Source organism: Candidatus Berkelbacteria bacterium (assembly GCA_016187225.1).
GTDB lineage: Bacteria > Patescibacteriota > UBA1384 > JACPKC01 > JACPKC01 > JACPKC01.
The window spans coordinates 97,576-117,662 of the sequence record JACPKC010000006.1 but is presented as its reverse complement, the minus strand read 5'-3'; the positions used below and the strand labels follow the sequence as shown (position 1 = coordinate 117,662).

Genomic DNA, 20,087 nt, shown 5'->3' with positions numbered 1-20,087 from the left:
ATGTCGGTTTCTCAAGCTATCCCGCCGATCTTACTTGAACGCCCAGTGACAATTTTACCGAGGGTTGGTCCGGCGATCGCGGCAAAGCTTGCTCGGATTAACATCACGACCGTGAATGATTTGCTTTTACACTGGCCTCGCGCTTGGCTTGATTTACGTTCGCCTCAACCATTTGAATCAATTCGCAGAGATGAGCTTGTTGTCGTTGAAGGCTCTCTTCGTCAAATTCACCACGAACGTAGAATTGGTAAACGCAAGAGTCGAATCACAGCGCTTTTGAGCGACGGCAAGGGCAATGAACTGCCGATCGTTTGGTTCCAGCAAGATTATCTCGCTCGCACACTTAAGGCAGGCAAGAAGCTTCTGCTTGTTGGTTATGCGCGTTGGGATTGGCAAGAAAACCGAGTAACACTTGTGAATCCTCAACGAGAATCAACGCGTGGAATGCTTTCAATTTATCCGGAAACTGCCGGCATCACCTCGCGCTTGATACGCTTACTTATTCAACCCCTGGTAGAGCAACTATCGATTCCAAATCCGCTCCCCGATCTGTCGCCGCAACTTAATGAAGCAGTGTATGCACTTCATCGCCCGCAAGATCCAAAACAATTAGCTTGCGCTCGTAAACGAATTGCTTTGGATGAACTCCTCTTTTTACAATATGAACTCATGCTTACTAAACAGAATTTTAAGAGAACCAGAAGTCCGATTATTAGAGTGAATGAAAAAATTCTTCGGAAACTTCGTGATGTTTTACCCTTTACTTTAACAGATGGCCAGAGGCGAAGCGCATGGCGCATCGTTCAGGAAATGTCGTACGGCAAGCCGCTCAACTATCTTTTGCAAGGAGATGTGGGAAGCGGGAAAACGATTGTTGGACTTTTTGTCGCATTGACTGTTTTAGATAACAAACAGCATGTTTCTTGGATGGCGCCGACGCAAATTTTGGCGCGCCAGTTGCATGATCGAATCCAATCACTTTTGAGCCAACTTAAGATTCAATCCACGCTTGTTGTCGCTGGCATTCAAACGCCAAACTTAATTCAGCCAACTTTGGTTATTGGCACTCACGCGCTTCTCACTCGCGACTGGCAGGCTCCGTTTGGGCTAATCATTATCGATGAACAACATCGTTTTGGCGTTGAGCAACGTGAAGTGTTAAAACAAAAATCTAACGGACGTGTGCCACATACACTAATCATGACGGCCACACCGATTCCTAGATCCTTGGCGCTAAGTCTTTATGGCGAGACAAACGTTAGTCTGCTCAAAGAGAAGCCTTTGCATCAACAGCCCATCCGATCAGTGTTCTTGCAAACGCAGAATTATGCATCGGTTTATCGCGAGCTTGAAAAAACATTCATTTCCGGTAGCCAGGGTTTCATTGTCGTACCCAGAATCAATGCATCGGTTGAATCTCAACTGGAATCAATTCAGGAAGTTTGCGAGCGGTATAGAAAACAACTTCCTTCGGCTCGAATTGAGGTTTGTCATGGGCAACTCCCACTGAAAGTTCAGCAAACAGCAGTCGACGCATTTCTTAAAGGAGAGATTCATTTTTTGGTTGCAACGTCAATCGTCGAAGTCGGGATCGATGTTCCGAATGCAACCTTGATAGTGATTGAATATGCCGAACAGTTTGGTCTGGCGCAACTTCATCAACTTCGTGGTCGAGTTGGTCGTGGTAAAAACGCCAGTACTTGCATTGTGATTTCGAGCAATGCCGTGGCGAGTGAACGCTTGGAAGCGTTTGTTCGCATCGAGGACGGATTTGCGCTTGCCGAGCTTGATCTAAAACTTCGTGGTCCAGGCGATTTGCTTGGTATAGATCAAGCGGGTTTGCCACCGTTGAGACTTGCCTCGCTCACTGATACGCTCAAAATGGAACAAGCAAGAGTAATTGCAAAAAAGTGGTTAGAAGATCCGCCTCAAGAGCTTGAAGCTTGGCGCGCCTGGCACAGGAGGGAAGGTGAAAAATCAGCTGATTGAATGGATTCGTGAGTATCGTTGGCCGCTCTTTTTTCTATTTTTGGCATTAGCGTCGAGTAGTTTTGCGATTGCCTATTGGGAGCGGAATGTCGCCACAAAACCTCAAACTGCTGAATTGAATCCCGAAATCTTACAAGCGCTCGAATCATTACATGAAGAGAATAACGGCATTCAAGCAGAATTGAATCAATTAAAAGAAGGGCAAGCCAAGCCGGTTGTTAAGGGCGTGAGAACTGAATTCGAACCAGAAGAAGATTCTAAAACTGCTCCCATGGCAACTAACGGTAAAATCAATCTTAACACTGCTTCTGTTGAAGAGCTGGATACTCTGCCTGGCATCGGACCAAGTAAGGCCCAAGCGATTATCGATTACCGCCAAGCCAATAATGGTTTCCAAGCAATCGAGGAGCTCCTCGAAGTGAAGGGCATTGGCGATAAAACCTATGCTCAACTCGAACCACTCATTACCGCACCCTAGGATTGGCTCTAGAAAACCAAGGTAAAATCTGTTAAAGTAGCTCACCTGCCCGGGTGCTGGAACTGGCAGACAGGCATGGCTTAGGACCATGTGCCCTCTGGGCGTGGAGGTTCGAGTCCTCTCCCGGGCACCAGTAGTAATTATACACTTTGCGCGAACCTTTTTTGAACGAAACGGCAACTGATTCGCTCCGCCGCCGCTCGCTGACGCTCGCCAGCCAGCAAAAAAGTTTTCTCTGCTTTTCTTTTGCGCGCGCCGGATTTTTTCTTCTAAAAGGAAAGGAAAACTTTTTTGCTGGGTTCGGCTCTCTCCGAGCAGGGCGGCGGGCTTGGCCTCTGTTTTTTGCAAGAACACGGCGGAATTCCCCCCACACCCCCCTTCCGCCGTGTTCTTGCGGGGACGGACGGAATTTTTGGCGGTGGCATTATTCTTTTCCTTGCCCCTCCCTCCCTGCGCGGAAAAGGTAAAGGAACTCCCTAATTTGTTAAAAGAATGGAAAGTTGATATTATTGATATGCAAGCCATACAAGTATTATATCACTTTCCATACATTATAATCTACTATGTCCACAATAGGCAAGAACATAAAACGATTTAGACAAGACAAGGGGCTTTCGCAAGATAAGCTCTCAAAACTTGCTGATTTGTCGCTCAATACGGTTGTTAAGATAGAGTTGGATGAAAGCCCCAACCCGACTATTGAGACAATCCAAAGGATTGCGAAAGCCCTTGATGTGTCTGTTGATGATCTTTTGAAAAAATAAAACTATGTACGACAACACAATCGCACAAAAAATAGCAAAGCAATATAATCAGCAACCGCTGACCGATTTTGCGAGTGTAAAACCGGAAACCGCCCTTGAAACATTAAATTTGAATTGGCGCGAGAGCGATTTGCCGGAATATCAGAGAACAAAGCATGTTCATCGCTTACATCCTTATCTCGGTAAATTCATTCCACAACTTGTAGAGATATTTTTGCGGAAATATAAACCAACCCTTGTTTATGATCCGTTCGCGGGAAGCGGAACGACTTTGGTTGAGGCAAATGCTCTCGGCATAGATTCGGTCGGCACCGACATATCTATTTTTAATGTTTTACTTTCAAAAGTTAAAACTGCCGATTATGATGTTCCGCTTCTTGAAAAAGAAATTTACGATATTTTGAAACGCCTTGATACTTACAAAAGTAAATTTTCCAAAGACGAGAAGGTAAATAAGTTGTTTTCGACCAAAAACGAATATATACAAAAATGGTTTGCGCCGAACACGCAAAAAGAGCTTTTATGTTATTCGCGATTGATTAAGGATTATACTTACCAAGATTTACTAAGAATTGTTTTATCTCGTTCGGCGCGTTCTGCTCGGCTCGTTACACACTATGACTTAGATTTTCCCAAAGAGCCGCAGATAAAACCGTATCAATGCTATAAACACCAACGAACTTGCCAACCAGTTGAAGAAGCATATAAATTCTTATCGCGCTACACTATTGATACTCTAGATCGCGTTAAAGAATTTTCTAAAATTAAGACAAAAGCAAAAGTAGTTGTAAACCATGCGGATTCGCGCGAGGTTGAGCTACCGAAGGGCATTGATATGGTTTTTACTTCTCCCCCCTACATTGGTTTAATTGATTACCACGAACAGCATAAATACGCTTACGAATTACTTGGTCTAAAAAATAACGAGACGAAAGAAATCGGGCCTGCAAAAAATGGACAGTCCCAGCAAGCAAAACAGGGCTATATCAAAGGCATAAATGACGTTTTGCTCCATACTCGTAAATATATGGCCCCAAAAGGTTTGGCTCTCATTGTTGTAAACGACAAATACGGACTTTACAAAGCAGAAGACGCGGGATTTAAGGAAATTGGACGTGTTGAGCGTCATGTGAACCGCCGAACTGGAAGACGCGAAGGTGCATTTTACGAAAGCATTTTAATTTGGCAAAGAATATGATTACCAAAGAAGTCAGAAACACAATCAAGGGCTATCTTGAAGGATTTATCCAAGGGATGGTTGATGAAGCCAAGCAAAATGGTTTCGACCCTAAGCAATTGCGTCCGTTGCGCAACGAATCGAAAGCCGGAGATCTCAAACCATTTCACGAATCGCTTTTGCCGGACGGAATTTTGCGAGTAAGCGAATTTGAACGCTCCTTTTCCACGAAGCTCGGAACGACCTTTGAAGAGTGTGCGCGTCTTGTAGCAAAATCTGTTCACAAAAACGCTGAACGCGGATATCGCGTTCGAGGTGTTGTTACGGCAAAAGCAATTAAGCGTATTGAAGATATAACGAACAGGATCGGAAGCGGTGGGATGAAATCGAAATATCCCGATTTAGTAAAAGAAGTTGTTGATTTAAGTAAAACTGTTGCGGGCGTTGAGCGCGTAAGCATTGCTGATTTATACATTGAGACAAAATCCGGCGAGGAGTGGTTTTTCGAAATCAAAAGTCCTAAGCCGAACAAGGGCCAATGCTTGGAAGCAACGGGACGACTTTTGCAAATTCATGCAATCACTCACGCGAAGTACGGAAAGACAAAAGCGTTTTATGCTACCGCATACAATCCCTATGGTATCGAAAAATCAACGTATCGTCATAGTTTCATTCTTAATTACATGGATTTGGAAAACGAGGTTTTGGTCGGAAAGGAATTTTGGGACATGGTTGGCGGTAAGGGTACATACGAGGAAGTTTTAAGTATTTACCAAGAAGTAGGCAAGGAAAAAGGGCCAGATATGCTCGACCAGTTAGCTCTCGGTTACTAATTATCCACAGGATAGGCCGCGAAAATCACTTGACTCCACCATTTGGTGGAGTATAATGGTTTTATATGACAGATAATCAGAAGAAATTACTCCAATACATCAGTGGCTACCGGCTCAAATACGGGAGTTCTCCAACTCTCCGCGAAATGGTGAGTGGGATTAGTGTTTCGGACAACAAATCTATCCTTGGAATCATCGCCGCACTTACAAGACACGGTTATCTGCGGAAAGGAACGCAAAAGACGCGTTCCATACTGCTCACTGACAAGGCGCTGGATTTTTTAGGAGTCTCCTTTTTCCCTATGCAGTATCGGGCCGGATCGTTACCACCACAACAGCTTAAACAGCCGACGGAACTTATGAACGGAGTAACCGTATCGTTGCCAACATCTGACAACATTGGCTACAACGGTGGTGCGCTTAAAACCGATGGCACAAATATAGAAAATGATCTGCGTACTGTTGTTGAGACAGCTGTTAATTTGGCCATCGGCAGATATTTCAATGGCACGCTGTCATCTGGTCAAACTTCAACACACGCATTAGCGAAAGGAATTGGTGCCATTGTGCATACGGTATTTCAAGACGCCGGAGTTGTTAGAAACTTTAGCTGGGCTTTATTGCTCGCAGGATTGACTTGGGTGGATGTCACAATAATCGGAAACAGCCTTACCGCACTTGTTTATTCCATTATTGCGGTACTTATTATTAACAATTTTCTTAACAAATAAAATACTATGAGTCTCGGAATCAACACAACTACACCAGAAGGAATCGTTTTAGCCGCTGATAGTCGGCAGTCCTACCGAAATCAAAAAGGTATGAGCAGAATCGGCTCCGATTCTGCGTCAAAAGTTTTCAAGATAAATGATAGGGCAGGTTTAATAGTTGCGGGGCTTGCGTTTTTGCCGGAAAATGGCGTCTTGAAAAACATAAGCAGGTTTATCGAAGAGTTTAAGAAAAGTATCGAGACCGAAAAATTAACAATGCTTGAAACCGCCCAAAAGATAAAAGAATTTTTTGAGACAAAGTATCAATACAAAGAGCAGTTAAAAATCCTTCCTAATCAAATAAAAGCTGATTTGGAGCGACAGGGCTGTCAAATTATTGAGATCAAAGAAGAAAAGGGTCATGTTAAGTTCAAATTCAAAGACCCGAAAGGAATCCAAAAAGAAGGCGTTGCTGGTGTAGAACAGTTGCAGTTTATTGTTGCTGGTTACAATCAGGATGAATCACACCAAGTTGCGATGGTTTATGTTCCCGGCGATGTTGAGCTCAAGAGAGATAGCACAAAGCGAGGGCAAGAATATGGTGCCAGTTGGATAGGTCAGATTGATGTGGTATCGAGAATCGTTCTTGGTTTTGATGGACGAATTGGCAATTTGCCGGTCATGCAAAAAATGGCTTCGGATATGGGTTCGCAAGAAGTTCAGAAACAATTGAGGAGTTTAGAATACGTCATCCAATGGGGTACCATGACTTTGCAGGACGGCATTGATTTTAGCACCTTGGCAATCGGAACAACTACGGCCATTCAAAGATTTTCTGATGGTATCGCAGGCGACCCGGGTGATATGCCCGGCGTCGGCGGTTCAATTGATGTTGCCGTGATCACACCAGAAAAAGGATTTGTGTGGATTGCGAAGAAAAATTTGAAATTCGGAGATAAAGAAGTAGATTTAGAAAAGTAGCCACCGCCAAAAATTCCGTCCGTCCCCGCAAGAACACGGCGGAAGGGGGGTGTGGGGGGAATTCCGCCGTGTTCTTGCAAAAAACAGAGGCCAAGCCCGCCGCCCTGCTCGGAGAGAGCAGAAGCCAGCAAAAAAGTTTTCTTTTCCTTTTAGAAGAAAAAATCGGGTGCGCGCGAAATCAGAAACGCAGAGAAAACTTTTTTGCTGGGCGGCGAGTGTTAGCGAGCGGCGGCGAGCTGGCTTCCTTAGTCGGTTTTCCGTTCGTAGTAGGTTCGCGCAAAGTGTATAATTACAGCGCCAAGACAAAACTTTTCACAGAGTATAATTATTTCCCATCAACTTTTCCCGAATACATTTCAAGAAGCGGTTGAATATTTAGATCGCCTGGTTCCGCATAGTCGGAGTACACGCTTTCCTGGCGCGCTTGGCCTAGAACGAACAAAAAAACTTTTGAAAGCGCTTGGCAATCCAGAACGTTCGATGCAAATAATTCATGTGGCGGGCACATCTGGCAAAGGTTCGACGGCAACGCTCATCAGCCAATTTCTTTCCGCCCATCATTTTAAGGTTGGACTTCAACTTTCGCCGCATCTCATTGATATTCGAGAACGGGTTCAAATTAATAGTCAACTAATCAGCAAAAAGCGCTTCATTCTCGCGCTCAAAAAGGTTTTAAGGACGTCGGTTCGGGCAACTTATTTCGAAATTTTAGTTGCCACTGCTCTGGTCGCTTTTAAAAACCAAGGTGTTCAATATGCAGTCGTCGAAACCGGTTTAGGAGGATTATACGATGCGACAAATGCAATGCAGGGCGACAAAATTGTTGTGATTACGCGGATCGGCCTAGACCACACCCGGATATTAGGCAAAACCCTAGTTGAAATTACTACCCAAAAGGCCGGCATTATTCAGCGCGGCAGTCGAGTTATTGTATTAGATCAAGCATCTGAAATTCTTGGGCCAATCCATGAGCGAGCAAGGCAGGTTGGGGCACTGGTGACTTCGATCGACCCGCGCAAAATTGTACCGGAATTTCATCCAACCTTAAAAGGCACTTTGCTTTCACTGCAAACACAAAACGGGATTTGGGGAAATTTGCGTTTCAATCTTTTGGGTAATCACCAGCGAGAAAATCTCGCCCTTGCCTTTTCTGCTTTGCAATTAATTTCCGAACGTTCGAAGGATAAAATACAAAAAACTCACGTTCGTAAAGTGCTTGACACGGCGACCCTGCCCGGCCGGTTTGAAATCTGGCAGAGAGATAGACGTTTTGTAATTTTAGACGGCGCGCATAATCCGCAGAAAACGGAAGCCCTGTCAGTCTCAATTCAAGGAATATTTTCTGATACGAACGTGAATTGTATAATTAATTTTTCGTGTGGCAAGGATGTTGAAGGGATGCTGAAAGCACTCCTGCCGATTACTATCAATTGGGTCGCAACAGAGTTTAAAACTGCAACACGTCGCCACTTTGCGTTAAATAAGCTCATGCAGATTTTTTCTCATTTCAGGCTTAAAGCTCTTGCCAAACCGAACCCAAGTCAAGCGCTCGAAGCCGCACTCACGCTAAATTTTTTACCCATTGTTTGCACCGGCTCACTCTATTCGATAGGTGAGTACCAGAAAAAGTTAAAAAACTTAGGCTTCACGCGAGTGAAAAACTGATAATATATTCCACATGCGGCGTTTACGTGTAGTTGCAATTGGTGGCGGCACGGGTCTTTATACTCTTCTGAAGGGTATGCGTGAGTATGATCTAGACTTAACTGCGATTGTGGCGATGACAGATGATGGTGGCAGTACGGGTGAATTGCGCGATGAATTTGGGATCCTGCCACCCGGCGATGTTCGTCGCTGTATCGTTGCGCTTTCAGAGTCGCCTGAAATGATGAAAGAACTTTTCCAATATCGTTTTATTAAAGGCGCCGTTGCGGGCCATTCATTTGGCAATCTTTTTATCACTGCTTTGCGGGAACTCACTGGTTCAGACGAACAGGCGATCAGCGAAGCCGCTCGCCTCTTGCGAGTCAAGGGGAAAGTTTACCCAGTCACGCTCGAAAATCGCCGTCTTCAAGCAGAATTAGAAAATGGAGAGATTATCATTGGCGAGACAAATATTGATATCCCTAAACACGATCCGAACCTAAAAATCAAACGTCTGTTCTTAAACTCTCCTGCCAAAATCAACCCCAAGGCACTAAAAGCAATCAATCGTGCCGATATGATTATTCTTGGCCCCGGCGATCTCTATGGGAGCGTGATCGCCAATCTTTTGGTGAGCGGGATGTCGCGGGCAATTAGGCACTCGCGCGCAACTATTGTGTACATCTGTAATTTGATGACCAAGTACGGTGAAACCAACAACTATACAGTCGAGGATTTCATGCGGTCGCTTGAAAAATATCTCGGGAAAGGTGTTCTAGACTATGTAATTGTCGGCAATCTGCGTTTAGATAAAAAAACCAAAGCGATCTATGCTCGTGAACACGCCGATCCAGTCAGATTCACGCTTGCTAATCCGAAAGAATTTTCTTGTCGTTTTGTTCAGGCGCGAATCGCCGCGAAAGGTAATCTCTTAAGACACGATTCTCAAAAATTAGCAAAAATAATTTGGTCGCTCCTGCAGATCGACAACAAACTCACGTTCGTAGAATTTTAGATGAAACCCCTTGTTCTTGCTCTTGTTGGGCCAACGGCGAGCGGAAAGTCTGATTGGGCGCTTAAGTTCGCTCAAAAGATTCCAAGCTCTGTTATCGCCGCCGATTCACGAACTGTTTATCGAGGATTGAATATCGGGACAGCAAAAATCACACAAGACCATCAGTCTTCTCAAACTAACTCACCCCACGGTCCGGTTTACAATATTCAAAATGTTCCACACTATGGCCTCGATTTAGCCGATCCCAATGAAATGTACGCCGTCGGCAAATTTCAAACGTTCGTGAATAATCTCTTGCCGACACTTTGGCGAGCTGGCCGCTTGCCAATCCTAGTCGGTGGCACAGGGCTTTATGTTGAAGCGGTTTTGGCAGGTTATCACCTGCCAGCCCAGGCTGAATTGCCGGTCGAATTTAAACATTCTACGACCGTTGAGCTTATAAAAAAACTTTCCCAAATCGACCCCGAAACAGCTTCTCATATTGATCCACGCAATCGAGTCAGAATAGAACGCGCCCTCGCCTATACTCTAGTTCAAAAGAAAAGTTTTCTTAAAAATCAAAAGAAACAGAGGCCAATATTTCAATCGCGTCTCTATGTGATTGATCGACCTCGGGCGGAACTTTATCGTCGTAACGACGCTCGGGTTGAGGCGTGGACGCGGGGTCAATTATTTAGTGAAGTGCGCAAATTTTTAGATCAGGGCGTGCCACGCGTACGAATCCAGGAATTTGGTTTAATCTATAAGCTTGCCCTTGAGCATGTCGAAGGCGTAATCGCGCTTGAGGAATTTCGCACCCAACTCCAAGGTAGATTACATGCTTATGTGCGTCGTCAACTTACTTGGTGGCGCCGCAATCCTGCCGTTCATTGGGTACGCAACTATGCTACATTTGAAGCAGACGCATACGACTGGCTAGCGAAAGAGGGAGAATGCTTGCAGTTATTACATCCTTAGCTTTAGTTGGCCTGGAAGGAGAATTGGTTCAAGTTGAAGTCGATCTTACACGGGGCTTGCCCGGCTTGACACTTGTGGGCTTACCTGACAAATCGGTTGAGGAGGCCAAAGAACGTGTTCGAAGCGCGATTATCAATAGCGGTCAAAATTTCCCGGTCAGACATATCATTATCAATCTTGCGCCAGCCAATCTTAAGAAGGTCGGTCCGGCTTATGACTTGTCGATCGCCCTCGGCATTTTGGCGGCCGATCAGCAAATTAAGCCCTTGTCCGACACGAGCGCATTTTTGGGCGAGCTCTCTCTTAATGGCGCCGTGCGGCCAATCACTGGTGTTCTGGCTTTGGCTCTTTCGGCAAAAAAACGTGGACTCGATACACTCTATGTGCCGATGGATAATTCGGCCGAGGCCGCCTCGGTAAAAGATTTAACTATTTATGCCATACGGACACTAAAAGAGTTAATTGCTCACTTGGCCTCACAAACTTTGCTGAATCCGGTTCAAGCAACAACTTTTTCTCAAGATCAACAGCAGTTCTCAACCGATTTTGGAGATATTCAAGGCCAGGAATTTGCCAAACGCGCGCTCGAAATCGCCGCGGCTGGTGGCCACAATGTTCTCATGAGCGGTCCGCCTGGCGCCGGCAAGACTCTACTCTCAAACGCCTTCCCCTCAATTTTACCCCCAATGACTGAAGAAGAAATTCTCGAAGTGACAAAGATTCACAGTATCGCTGGCGTTCTGCCATTTGGGATTGGTTTACTGACGACTCGCCCAATCCGCTCACCGCACCATACCGCAAGCGCCATTTCTCTTATCGGCGGCGGCGCATGGCCAAAACCCGGAGAGATCTCACTAGCTCATAGAGGTGTTCTTTTTATGGATGAATTGCCTGAATTCCCGCGTTCGGTTTTAGAAGTTCTCCGTCAACCCTTAGAAGATGGCATTATTACGGTTTCTCGTGCCGCTCGATCGCTTACCTTCCCCGCTAAGTTTATCCTGCTCGCCGCCCAGAACCCATGTCCGTGCGGCCGAGCTGGAACACCGGAATGCACTTGTTCGTCTCAAGAACTTCAGCGCTACCAACGTAAAATCTCCGGTCCATTTTTGGATCGAATTGATATGCAATTTCATGTTGCACCCGTTGAGCGTCAGGCTTTAATTAAGCGCAATCAAGGTGAAACGTCTCACAGAATTCGTAAACGTGTGGCCGGCGCTCGAGTTCGTCAACAGAAACGCTTAAGTGGCACGATCGCCTGCAATGCTGAAATGCCTGCTAAAATTGTTCAGGCGCTCTGCAAAATAGATAACGCCACCGAACATCTTTTAATCCAAGCGCTTGAACACTACAAGCTTTCGGCGCGTGCCTACCATCGCATTTTAAAGTTGGCCCGAACGATTGCAGATTTGGAGGCAAGTAAAGAGATTGCAGGTCAACATGTGACCGAAGCTCTACAGTATAGAGTTGGCTTCCAGGAGGAATATGTCTAGAACTTATATGCGTTCTAGCGCTCTTGTGTTTTCGATCTTCGTCTGCTATATTTTCACGTTCGCAAAATGTATAAAGGAAATATGCAGTCACTTTTTGACCGGAATGAAAATGGAATCCTTATATTACTCACGCTCGTGAGTATTTTGTTAATCATCGCGACTTACATCTATCGAAGTATAATTACAGATCAACATTATGACTCTACCTACACCACTAGCCAGCCAAAAGTTGCCGAGAAGCAAGTTAGTGAGGCTCAATAAATTTTTATCTTCGTCGGGGATTGCGGCACGGCGCAAGGCCGATGAACTTATTCAAGCTGGACGAGTAGCGGTAAATGGGAAAATTGTTACCCAGCTTGGCACTCTAATTCATGCAGAGCGTGAAATTATTGCCGTCGACGGGGAAACAGTAATGCCAGACCAGAAACGGGTAGTGTATGCGCTCTATAAACCGCGTGGCCTTATCATTACCGATGTAAACTCGCTTGTTCCAGGCGAGCCGAGAGTTTTTTCAGTCGGACGCCTCGATCAGGAGAGCGAGGGCCTTGTGCTGGTCACCAATGATGGCGAATTGGCCTTCCGACTCACTCATCCTCGCTTCGAACACAAAAAGATTTATCAAGCCTGGGTGCCAGTTCCGAATCGTTACGATCTTTCCGAATTAGAGAGCAAGCTCAAACGTCCTCATCGTCTTGCTAATCGAGCATCGCAATTTGATCGGGTAAAATATCTTGGTCGAGATGAGATAGGGTTAATCTTTGAACTTGAAGTACATGAGGGGAGAAAGCACTTGGTGCGCCGTCTACTTGATTGCGCCGGACTCGCAACTCTTCGCTTGAAGCGGATTCAGCACGGTCCAATTTCTTTAGGACAATTGAAGCCAGGAGAATTTAGAGTTTTAAAACCCGAGGAATTCGTAAAGTGATTGAGCAATTCGATCCGGCAGATTAGAAAACTGTTCAAGCGCTAAAGCGCCGCCAAGTAGGACCAGTATGATCGCCAGTGCAAAAACTACTCTTAAAACGTCTTGAGTCACAATTTTACGCAAAGAATTCGCAAGTAGGGGTCGATTTGAAGCTTGGATAGCGCGATCTGTTGGTTGAGTGTCATCGAGCTTGACGGCGGCGCGCCAGCGACGTTTACGTGGCATAAAAGCCTCCAATCCTTAAAGCATGGTTTACACGCATGTATGCCTATGTTAGCATCAACTCTGCTCTTGTAAATCCATGTTGGCGGGAGTAGTTCAGCAGTAGAATGCTACCTTGCCAAGGTAGAGGTCGCGGGTGCGAATCCCGTCTCCCGCTCCAAGCAAATTTATCTAATTTATTTATGTTCTTGGCGCGGGCAGAATGAGGCGCCGTAGCCAAGCAGTAAGGCAGAGGTCTGCAAAACCTCTACACGTGGGTGCAATTCCCGCCGGCGCCTCCATTTGGTTCTTAAATATGAATCCCCTCATTCTCAATAGCCTGCAAATTATTCTTTCTTTTCTTCTAATCGCTTCGATTTTACTTCAGCATCGAGGCACTGGTTTGGGCGGCGCCTTCGGTGGAACAAGTAATGTCTATCGAAGTAAGCGGGGAGTTGAAAAAGTGCTTTTTAACGCCAGCATTATTTTTGCGATCCTTTTTGTGACCGTCGCAATTTTGAATATCACTTTGCGCTGATGCAACCAAAGCTATACAATTCACGTTCGTTTATTTTTCGCCTTCTTACATCTCTAACGCGCGTAGAAAAAATGACGATGGCGATTCTTTTCCTAGTCGTCCTCTTGAGCACGAGCGCTCTTGGTTATCGCTACTGGATTAAAAAAACAACTCAACAGCCGGTCTCCGGTGGTACTTATACAGAAGGCATCGTTGCCTCGTCACTTGCCGACATTCAATCGACTCTCGACGTTTTAACAAACATTGGTTTTGTGCGTTACGGTCAAGAGAATCAATTTGAACCCGCGGCGGCGAAGAGTTGGGAGGTGAGCGACGACGGTAAAACTTATATCTTTCAAATGGATACAGCGATCGACAAAAGCACTACTCAAGCCGCTCTCGACCGGAATAAAGAGACTTTTAAGGACATCGATATCGAGGTGACAGACGATCAGCGGGTAATTTTTAACCTTAAACAATCCTTCACGCCCTTTTTGGCAACCACTGCCATTCCCATTTTCCCTCTCGGCCCTTATGAAATTACAGAGCAGGAGCGCGGCATTGTGCGCCTGCGCCCGCGCTCGAATGCCTTTGCTAGCACGCCCTATCTTCAAGAGTTGATTCTACGCATCTATGCCGATACTTTTAATCTCACTCGCGCGCTTTCAGTCGGTGATATTCAGGGTGTCGCGGATATCTCGATGATTGAAAACGAACATTTGTTAGAGCCGCTTAAAGTATTTCAGATCGAAGTTCCCCGCAAAATTTATCTCTTTTTTAATACCGAAAAAGACGAACTTAAAAAAGAAGCGGTGAGAAAAAATTTAAAAGATGGAACAGCTTTAGCGCAAACGCTTGAGATTAAGTTAGTTACCCTTGCAAATCCAAAAAACGAACGTATCGCTCAAGAAATCGTCGAACGCTGGCAACCTTTAGGTGTGCGAGTAATTGTAGAAACACATACTGCCACCGAGCTAGCTAAAGATGTTGTTCCAAATCGCAACTACGACGCGCTTATCTATGGGCTGGATTTTGGCGGTGACCCTGATCCTTATCCTTTTTGGCATTCATCGCAAATCAGTCCAACTGGTTTGAACCTTTCCAATTTTGCCAACATTGACGCCGATCGCATTTTGGAAAAAGCGCGCCAGACCGTCGAAGTTTCCGAGCGTGAAAAACTCTATGATCAGTTTGATGAGATTTTTGAGCGCCTCGTTCCGGCGATTGAACTCGAACAAGTGTCGGTCTCATTTGCAGTTGATAAGGGGATTCAAGGCGCTAAATCCCAGCCTGGTCTTTCAGTTGCGGATCGGTTTTCAAATATTGCCGAATGGTATCGGAAATCCCGCCGCAAACCAGTTGAATAATGAACTCATTGCAGCTACCAATATAATTATGCAATGAGTTCAATGTATAATCCCTCAGGAGGTAGGCCGCGGTGGTGAAATTGGTAGACACGCAGCGTTCAGGGCGCTGTAAGCGCAAGCTTGTGGGAGTTCAAATCTCCCCCGCGGCACCACGCGTCTTGGCACAAGCGCGCACATCTGATAAATTTTGACTGCTCTAAGAATTTGGGCAAGTGGCGGAACTGGTAGACGCGCAGGCTTGAGGGGCCTGTGGCCATTGCGGTCGTGGAGGTTCGAGTCCTCTCTTGCCCACCAGGATCCATAGCTCAGTTGGCAGAGCGTCTCGTTTACACCGAGAAGGTCCTCCGTTCGAGTCGGAGTGGATCCACCAAGCGTATGCCGGAGTAGCTCATTGGCAGAGCAGTGGCTTGAAGAGCCTCGTGTAGTCAGTTCGATTCTGACCTCCGGCACCAGACTTGCAGAATAGGATTGAATCTGATATAGTCCTCCCATTGTCGCTTCTGGTTACCAGGAGCGTAAAGGAAAATAATTCTTAATGTCTACACTTGTTCAAACCATGGATAGCTTGGCAGAGGAGTTGGGCGAAAAACTTATTTCGATCAAACAGGGCATCACAATCAAAGGTATTGTCGTTTCCGTTTCTCGCGCACGCATCATCGTTGATCTCGATGGCATGGCGTTGGGACTTATTCCGGCGCGGGAATTTTCATCACTTGTCTCGAATATTAAAATTGGCGATGAAATTTCGTCCTACGTTCTCTTGGCTGAAAACGACGACGGGTACGCCATCCTCTCTTTGCGTCGAGCCGATAAAGAGCGACATCTCGTTTCACTCCAAGAAAACTACGACGCCAAAATGCCAGTCACAATTTTAGTTAAAGACACCAATCGCGGCGGACTTGTTGTTGAATATGGCAACATAGAAGGTTTTTTGCCTGTTTCCCAGCTTGCCTCCCAGCATCAGCCGCGTGGGCGCAAAGATGATATTCGTGACGCTCTCAAAACCTTGATTGGCAAGGAGCTCTCGGCTAAAGTCATTACCCTCGATGCAAAAAATAACAAGATTGTGTTTTCTGAAAAGGCGGCCGGTGATAGTCTGGCCGAGGAGCGAGCGAGTCAGTTGAAAATAGGTGAGGAAATCGAAGGCGCTGTTACTGGCATCGTTGATTTTGGCATCTTTGTCAATATTGGCGAGCTGGAAGGGCTTGTGCATATCTCGGAAATTTCCTGGGATCGAGTCGATAATCTCGATCGTCTCTACAAGGTTGGCGATAAGGTACGAGTGCAAGTCATTAGTATTGAGGGCGGCCGAGTCTCTCTTTCAGTGAAACGCTTGGTACTTGATCCATGGCAGAGCGCGATTAAAGAATTTGTCCCGGGACAAGCTATTACCGGAACGGTCGTGAGAATTTCGCCGTTTGGCGCGTTTATTGAGATCGCCAAAGATGTAGTTGGCTTAATGCACATCTCTGAATTTGGCGTAAGTGTTGACGAGGGGCTGGCAGGCAAGGTGAAGGCCGGTGATGCTGATACTTTTCAAATTTTATCGATTGATACTAACTCACGCAAAGTGAGCTTGGCTTATCCTGAAGATCGTCGCCCGCCCGCCGCTAAAAAAGCCGCCGAGGATCGAAAACTCGAAAAAGCGGTTAAAAAGCCTGAACTCGTCGCGGCTTGAATAACTCCCCAATTTTTGCTCTACTATGAAAAGCGACCCATCAGGGTCGACTTTTCTTTTCCAAGGTGGTGCAGGTAACGTGAAGAAAATAATCGTGGTAGTTCTGGCAATTTTTTTGCTCCGCGGTTTGATTACAGCTGAACCGCTTGTTCCGGAGCCACAGGAAGAATTTCAGGATTACCGGCTCGTGTATGCGAATTTGCATACCCATACTCGGTTTTCCGATGCCAAATCGGATTTGCCTGGAGTGGTTGCGACCAAGATTGATCGAGATCTCGCCGCGCCGGATCAGGTAATTAACGCAAATTTGAAGCGTTTCGATGGAATGGCGCTCACTGATCATGCCGAGCATTTGTCGGATTGGGAATGGGCGCAACAGGCGCAGTTTACCCGAGAGTACTCAACTGATGGTAAAGTTCTCCTTCGCGGTTTTGAACTGACGGGTACACCTGAACCTGAAAACCTGCTCCAAAAATTACCCCAGTACAATCCGGGTTGGGGTCATATTCTTGTATTCGATACCGAACGGCGGGTAGCCGCGCGGCAAGAAGGAGATGGTAATTCACCCATTCTTCCAAATGAGAGTAATTTTATTTCCCCCCTCACTTGGATGGCAAATGAACCGGGCGCAGTGGGCATTTTCGCCCACCCCGAACTCTATATGACCGAGCGGGGTGGGATTGAACAGACTTTTAATGGTTTCAAGGCTTGCCCTGACGATTTGCCTGGAGCCAGGGAAAAAATGGTCGCCTGCGAGCTCTCTAGTCATGGGCCAGAATACACTGGTCTGGGTGATGGCAAAGAGCTTCGAAGTAGTAACGAAGCCTGCTATCGCGAACTCCTTCGTAACAAGTGGCGCGTGGGAGCAGTCATGTCTGGCGATGAGCACTTTCCGCCCTATGGGAATGCTGAAACAGTCGCCGGCTTGTTTGTTAAAGATCGGACGGAGTCAGGCATTCTTGAGGCGCTTCGAGCGCGGCGAGTGTTTGGCACCGAACTTCCAGGCGCCGTGATTTACCTTATAGTTTCGGCGCCAAAGCGGGGTATTACCTGGACAATGGGGCAAACAATACCGCTGACGGCTGATTTCGAGCCAGATGAATCCTTTATCGTCAACGCCGTTGCTCTTCCACCTAAGGGGAAGGTGGAAAGCATCTCAATCGTGGTGGTCGCTCCAAGGCTGGAAAGCGATCGAATCTATACCTCGCCACCGCTCAACGGCGAGGCGGACAATCTGGGTGACATCCCAACCGTGGGAGAGATTCGAACCCAAGGCGTTTGCTGTGTTTACGCCAAGGCTACATTTCGTCTTGCGCTGGGGCTTAGGAAGGATATTATTTCTTCTCCGATCTGGTTTGAATACTAGCATTTCCCCTACCCGATAGCCTGCCCTCTGTGGCAGGTTATTCTTTATACGAACGTATAATGTATACTTGACAAGTGAGTCATCGAGTGGTATAAAATACGCGTAACCTTAAGATAAATTTATACATTTCACGTTCGTATAAATTAAGCAGAAATGACTCTCCGGCGGGGTCTTGACAAAGCCAATAACCTATGCTAGAGTCTCTGCGTTAACAAAAAGACAAAAAGTGTGTGCGATTAGTGGCGTCCGGTGTTCCCCTCCTCACCGAACGCCGCTAGTCCCACCCACACGGATGGGAAGCACATCCAAACAAAACGAGAAAACCTTCGGAATAGGTGTCAGGAGCATCTACCGCTGGATACAGGTTCTGGTATTTTGCCAACCTATATTCAACGCTCCTGGAGGTTTTTTTGATGGAAAGAGATGTCGGGCGAACTTTTACAACTCAAAGTGGCTACTCTCTCTACTGCGATTGCAAGTCTGTATTTGGGGGGCATAGCGATCTCATATTAGAGAGGCGGTAAATCAAAGACGAGGGTTTACGTGTACCAGAGTGTAGCGCATGATGCAGGTTTGGCGGCTGTCCGGGGTCTCATCTCGGATGCGAAACTAGAATGCATCAAAATAGATGAGTATTTGTGATCTCTATCATTGCGCCCTGCGTATGGATGCATCGATAGTAAAAAATGATCGTCAATTTTATAACGGTCGTAAGTAATCATTCTATTTAATCCTGTTGGCAACATTAGTTGCCGGCAGGTCTGTGATGGCGGCCCCCTGCGGCCATATCGACCCCATTTGGCCCCGTTTTTTGCGGAGGCTGAATGTTAGGGGTGTGGTATTCAATCCTCACTAGTTGCGGTTGCATTTCACATCCGCCGTCACAGACCTGCCACGTTTCCCAGGTTGGATTTGTGGTTCCAGAGGGGCACAAACACAATGAGGCTCACTCTCGAGCCACAAATCTGCCTAGGAATTCGCTTGGTGCGCCCTATCACTAGAGGGTAAGGTGCACCAAAACGAAATCTTATGGTGAAGCGGCAATTTAACAGGAGTTATTGCCGATTTACCCTATCTATCTGGCCTCTTGATGATGGAAGGAGATAAGCGCCTTCCCACTCCCAAGGGCAACCGAAAAGCAGTGATGAATCGCTGTCCCAGCCGCTCCATGAACAGGAGACGGCGCTCCAGCTCGCGCTTGTTCAAGCGTTTGAGTTAGGACGGTGAATTTACCTACTTCTCGCCTACCAGATCGCCTGCTTCCTAATCTAAATAAGAGGGGACGATTAGGGACAGCGACGTGGTCTTAATATGAGGGGCAGACTTTCAAAGCCTAACTCACGAGGCCACGTCGCTGTTTTGACAGCAGATATCTTGATACACGATCGTCGGCTGATTGTCGGATCCAATCTAACGTATATTTAACTTCTTGCCAGGATTGGGGTTCGATATTCCTCATTATCAATTCCCAACCCTCGTAAGAGGGTTTCGACGGCGCGTGAATAGCATGTTAGCGAAACTCATCTCGTGGAATGCCGCTTTGTTTCAAAATGGAGTAGAGCGTGCCAATGAGCAGATTTCGATTGTGAAACGGTACCGTTACGCGACAGTGAGTTGTTGGGTGGTAGAAAATCTGATGACTGCCGGTGGAGTGATCCAAAACAAAGCCATGTTTGAGCAGTAAAGTAATGACGCGTTTCGCGGTTAAGCGCGGTAATTTTGGCATCGCTGATCCATCATTTTCGAACTCGACGATCAAGATTAAGCGAGCTAATCAGCGGTTCTTGATCGCTTGGCAATGGCTCGTGATGTTTGCGGAGACTGGCCAGATAGCCAGTAATCGCATCGGCGGCCATATCATGTGCCTCATCGACTGTTTTTCCGTAAGTTACGCAACCCGGCAGAGATGGCACTGTCACTGTGTAGCCACCCTCCGGCTCCGGCGTGAGAACAATATTAAATCGACGAGGTGAAATCATAACTAAACCTTTCAAA

At 46.4% G+C, this 20,087-nt stretch carries 21 protein-coding genes and 7 tRNA genes; 25 read left to right on the top strand and 3 right to left on the bottom strand.

From position 1 onward, the window contains the following. From HYW32_01905 to HYW32_01835, 15 genes are all read left to right on the top strand, one after another. Positions 1–1,989, top strand: a complete 1,989-nt coding sequence (locus HYW32_01905) for an ATP-dependent DNA helicase RecG (GenBank protein ID MBI2589755.1) — start codon at positions 1–3, stop codon at positions 1,987–1,989. A 271-nt stretch (positions 1,990–2,260) separates the two neighbouring features. Continuing rightward, positions 2,261–2,467 carry a helix-hairpin-helix domain-containing protein gene (locus HYW32_01900; protein MBI2589754.1) on the top strand — a complete coding sequence of 69 codons (207 nt, stop codon included), beginning with the start codon at positions 2,261–2,263 and terminating at the stop codon, positions 2,465–2,467. 47 nt (positions 2,468–2,514) lie between these two features. Beyond that, positions 2,515–2,600 (top strand) — tRNA-Leu (locus HYW32_01895). Between the two features lie 430 nt (positions 2,601–3,030). Further along, on the top strand, positions 3,031–3,231 hold the full coding sequence (locus HYW32_01890) for a helix-turn-helix transcriptional regulator (GenBank protein MBI2589753.1): 201 nt from the start codon (positions 3,031–3,033) through the stop codon (positions 3,229–3,231). Between the two features lie 4 nt (positions 3,232–3,235). Then, positions 3,236–4,429 (top strand): class I SAM-dependent methyltransferase, encoded by a 1,194-nt coding sequence (locus HYW32_01885; GenBank protein ID MBI2589752.1) that lies wholly within the window; start codon positions 3,236–3,238, stop codon positions 4,427–4,429. Continuing rightward, the gene (locus HYW32_01880; protein MBI2589751.1) at positions 4,426–5,241 is read left to right on the top strand and encodes a TdeIII family type II restriction endonuclease; all 816 of its coding nucleotides are present in this window, start codon (positions 4,426–4,428) and stop codon (positions 5,239–5,241) included. Before HYW32_01885 ends, HYW32_01880 begins: the two co-directional genes overlap by 4 nt. Positions 5,242–5,306: 65 nt before the next feature. Continuing rightward, the gene (locus HYW32_01875; GenBank protein ID MBI2589750.1) at positions 5,307–5,972 is read left to right on the top strand and encodes a hypothetical protein; all 666 of its coding nucleotides are present in this window, start codon (positions 5,307–5,309) and stop codon (positions 5,970–5,972) included. 6 nt (positions 5,973–5,978) lie between these two features. Beyond that, positions 5,979–6,932 (top strand): hypothetical protein, encoded by a 954-nt coding sequence (locus HYW32_01870; GenBank protein MBI2589749.1) that lies wholly within the window; start codon positions 5,979–5,981, stop codon positions 6,930–6,932. Positions 6,933–7,006: 74 nt separating this feature from the next. Then, positions 7,007–7,303, top strand: coding sequence for a hypothetical protein (locus tag HYW32_01865; protein MBI2589748.1), 297 nt, complete (start codon positions 7,007–7,009; stop codon positions 7,301–7,303). Between the two features lie 79 nt (positions 7,304–7,382). Beyond that, a complete protein-coding gene (locus HYW32_01860; GenBank protein ID MBI2589747.1) occupies positions 7,383–8,597 on the top strand; it encodes a hypothetical protein in 1,215 nt (404 codons plus the stop codon). A gap of 13 nt (positions 8,598–8,610) precedes the next feature. Then, the gene (locus tag HYW32_01855; protein MBI2589746.1) at positions 8,611–9,591 is read left to right on the top strand and encodes a YvcK family protein; all 981 of its coding nucleotides are present in this window, start codon (positions 8,611–8,613) and stop codon (positions 9,589–9,591) included. Continuing rightward, entirely contained in the window at positions 9,592–10,548 is a 957-nt protein-coding gene (miaA, locus tag HYW32_01850) for a tRNA (adenosine(37)-N6)-dimethylallyltransferase MiaA (GenBank protein MBI2589745.1), read from the top strand. Next, positions 10,524–12,038 carry a YifB family Mg chelatase-like AAA ATPase gene (locus HYW32_01845; protein MBI2589744.1) on the top strand — a complete coding sequence of 505 codons (1,515 nt, stop codon included), beginning with the start codon at positions 10,524–10,526 and terminating at the stop codon, positions 12,036–12,038. Before miaA ends, HYW32_01845 begins: the two co-directional genes overlap by 25 nt. 81 nt (positions 12,039–12,119) lie before the next feature. After that, positions 12,120–12,299, top strand: coding sequence for a hypothetical protein (locus tag HYW32_01840; protein MBI2589743.1), 180 nt, complete (start codon positions 12,120–12,122; stop codon positions 12,297–12,299). Next, entirely contained in the window at positions 12,286–12,963 is a 678-nt protein-coding gene (locus HYW32_01835) for an rRNA pseudouridine synthase (protein MBI2589742.1), read from the top strand. Before HYW32_01840 ends, HYW32_01835 begins: the two co-directional genes overlap by 14 nt. Here HYW32_01835 and HYW32_01830 read toward each other — a convergent pair. After that, positions 12,937–13,188 (bottom strand): hypothetical protein, encoded by a 252-nt coding sequence (locus HYW32_01830; protein MBI2589741.1) that lies wholly within the window; start codon positions 13,186–13,188, stop codon positions 12,937–12,939. The genes HYW32_01835 and HYW32_01830 overlap by 27 nt on opposite strands. A gap of 82 nt (positions 13,189–13,270) precedes the next feature. On the opposite strand from HYW32_01830, the gene HYW32_01825 reads away from it, so the two are divergent. The 10 genes from HYW32_01825 (at position 13,271) to HYW32_01780 (ending at position 18,092) form a co-directional block, all read left to right on the top strand. Further along, a tRNA-Gly gene (locus tag HYW32_01825) sits at positions 13,271–13,345 on the top strand. A gap of 46 nt (positions 13,346–13,391) precedes the next feature. Next, positions 13,392–13,466: transfer RNA gene (locus HYW32_01820), tRNA-Cys, on the top strand. A gap of 14 nt (positions 13,467–13,480) precedes the next feature. Continuing rightward, complete coding sequence (gene secG, locus HYW32_01815) at positions 13,481–13,702, top strand: preprotein translocase subunit SecG (GenBank protein ID MBI2589740.1); 222 nt, start codon at positions 13,481–13,483, stop codon at positions 13,700–13,702. Further along, entirely contained in the window at positions 13,702–15,048 is a 1,347-nt protein-coding gene (locus tag HYW32_01810) for a hypothetical protein (GenBank protein ID MBI2589739.1), read from the top strand. Before secG ends, HYW32_01810 begins: the two co-directional genes overlap by 1 nt. Positions 15,049–15,113: 65 nt before the next feature. Continuing rightward, positions 15,114–15,200, top strand: a tRNA-Leu gene (locus HYW32_01805). Positions 15,201–15,254: 54 nt separating this feature from the next. After that, a tRNA-Leu gene (locus tag HYW32_01800) sits at positions 15,255–15,342 on the top strand. Beyond that, a tRNA-Val gene (locus HYW32_01795) sits at positions 15,343–15,418 on the top strand. Positions 15,419–15,425: 7 nt separating this feature from the next. Further along, positions 15,426–15,500: transfer RNA gene (locus HYW32_01790), tRNA-Phe, on the top strand. An 83-nt stretch (positions 15,501–15,583) separates the two neighbouring features. Continuing rightward, positions 15,584–16,726 (top strand): S1 RNA-binding domain-containing protein, encoded by a 1,143-nt coding sequence (locus tag HYW32_01785; GenBank protein MBI2589738.1) that lies wholly within the window; start codon positions 15,584–15,586, stop codon positions 16,724–16,726. Positions 16,727–16,805: 79 nt separating this feature from the next. After that, positions 16,806–18,092: a hypothetical protein gene (locus tag HYW32_01780; GenBank protein MBI2589737.1), complete on the top strand. Its 1,287-nt coding sequence runs from the start codon at positions 16,806–16,808 to the stop codon at positions 18,090–18,092. A 1,510-nt stretch (positions 18,093–19,602) separates the two neighbouring features. Here HYW32_01780 and HYW32_01775 read toward each other — a convergent pair. Both HYW32_01775 and HYW32_01770 read right to left on the bottom strand, forming a co-directional pair. Then, positions 19,603–19,818 (bottom strand): type II toxin-antitoxin system HicA family toxin, encoded by a 216-nt coding sequence (locus HYW32_01775; GenBank protein ID MBI2589736.1) that lies wholly within the window; start codon positions 19,816–19,818, stop codon positions 19,603–19,605. Positions 19,819–19,828: 10 nt separating this feature from the next. Then, positions 19,829–20,071 (bottom strand): type II toxin-antitoxin system HicB family antitoxin, encoded by a 243-nt coding sequence (locus HYW32_01770; protein ID MBI2589735.1) that lies wholly within the window; start codon positions 20,069–20,071, stop codon positions 19,829–19,831. Positions 20,072–20,087: the final 16 nt, after the last annotated feature.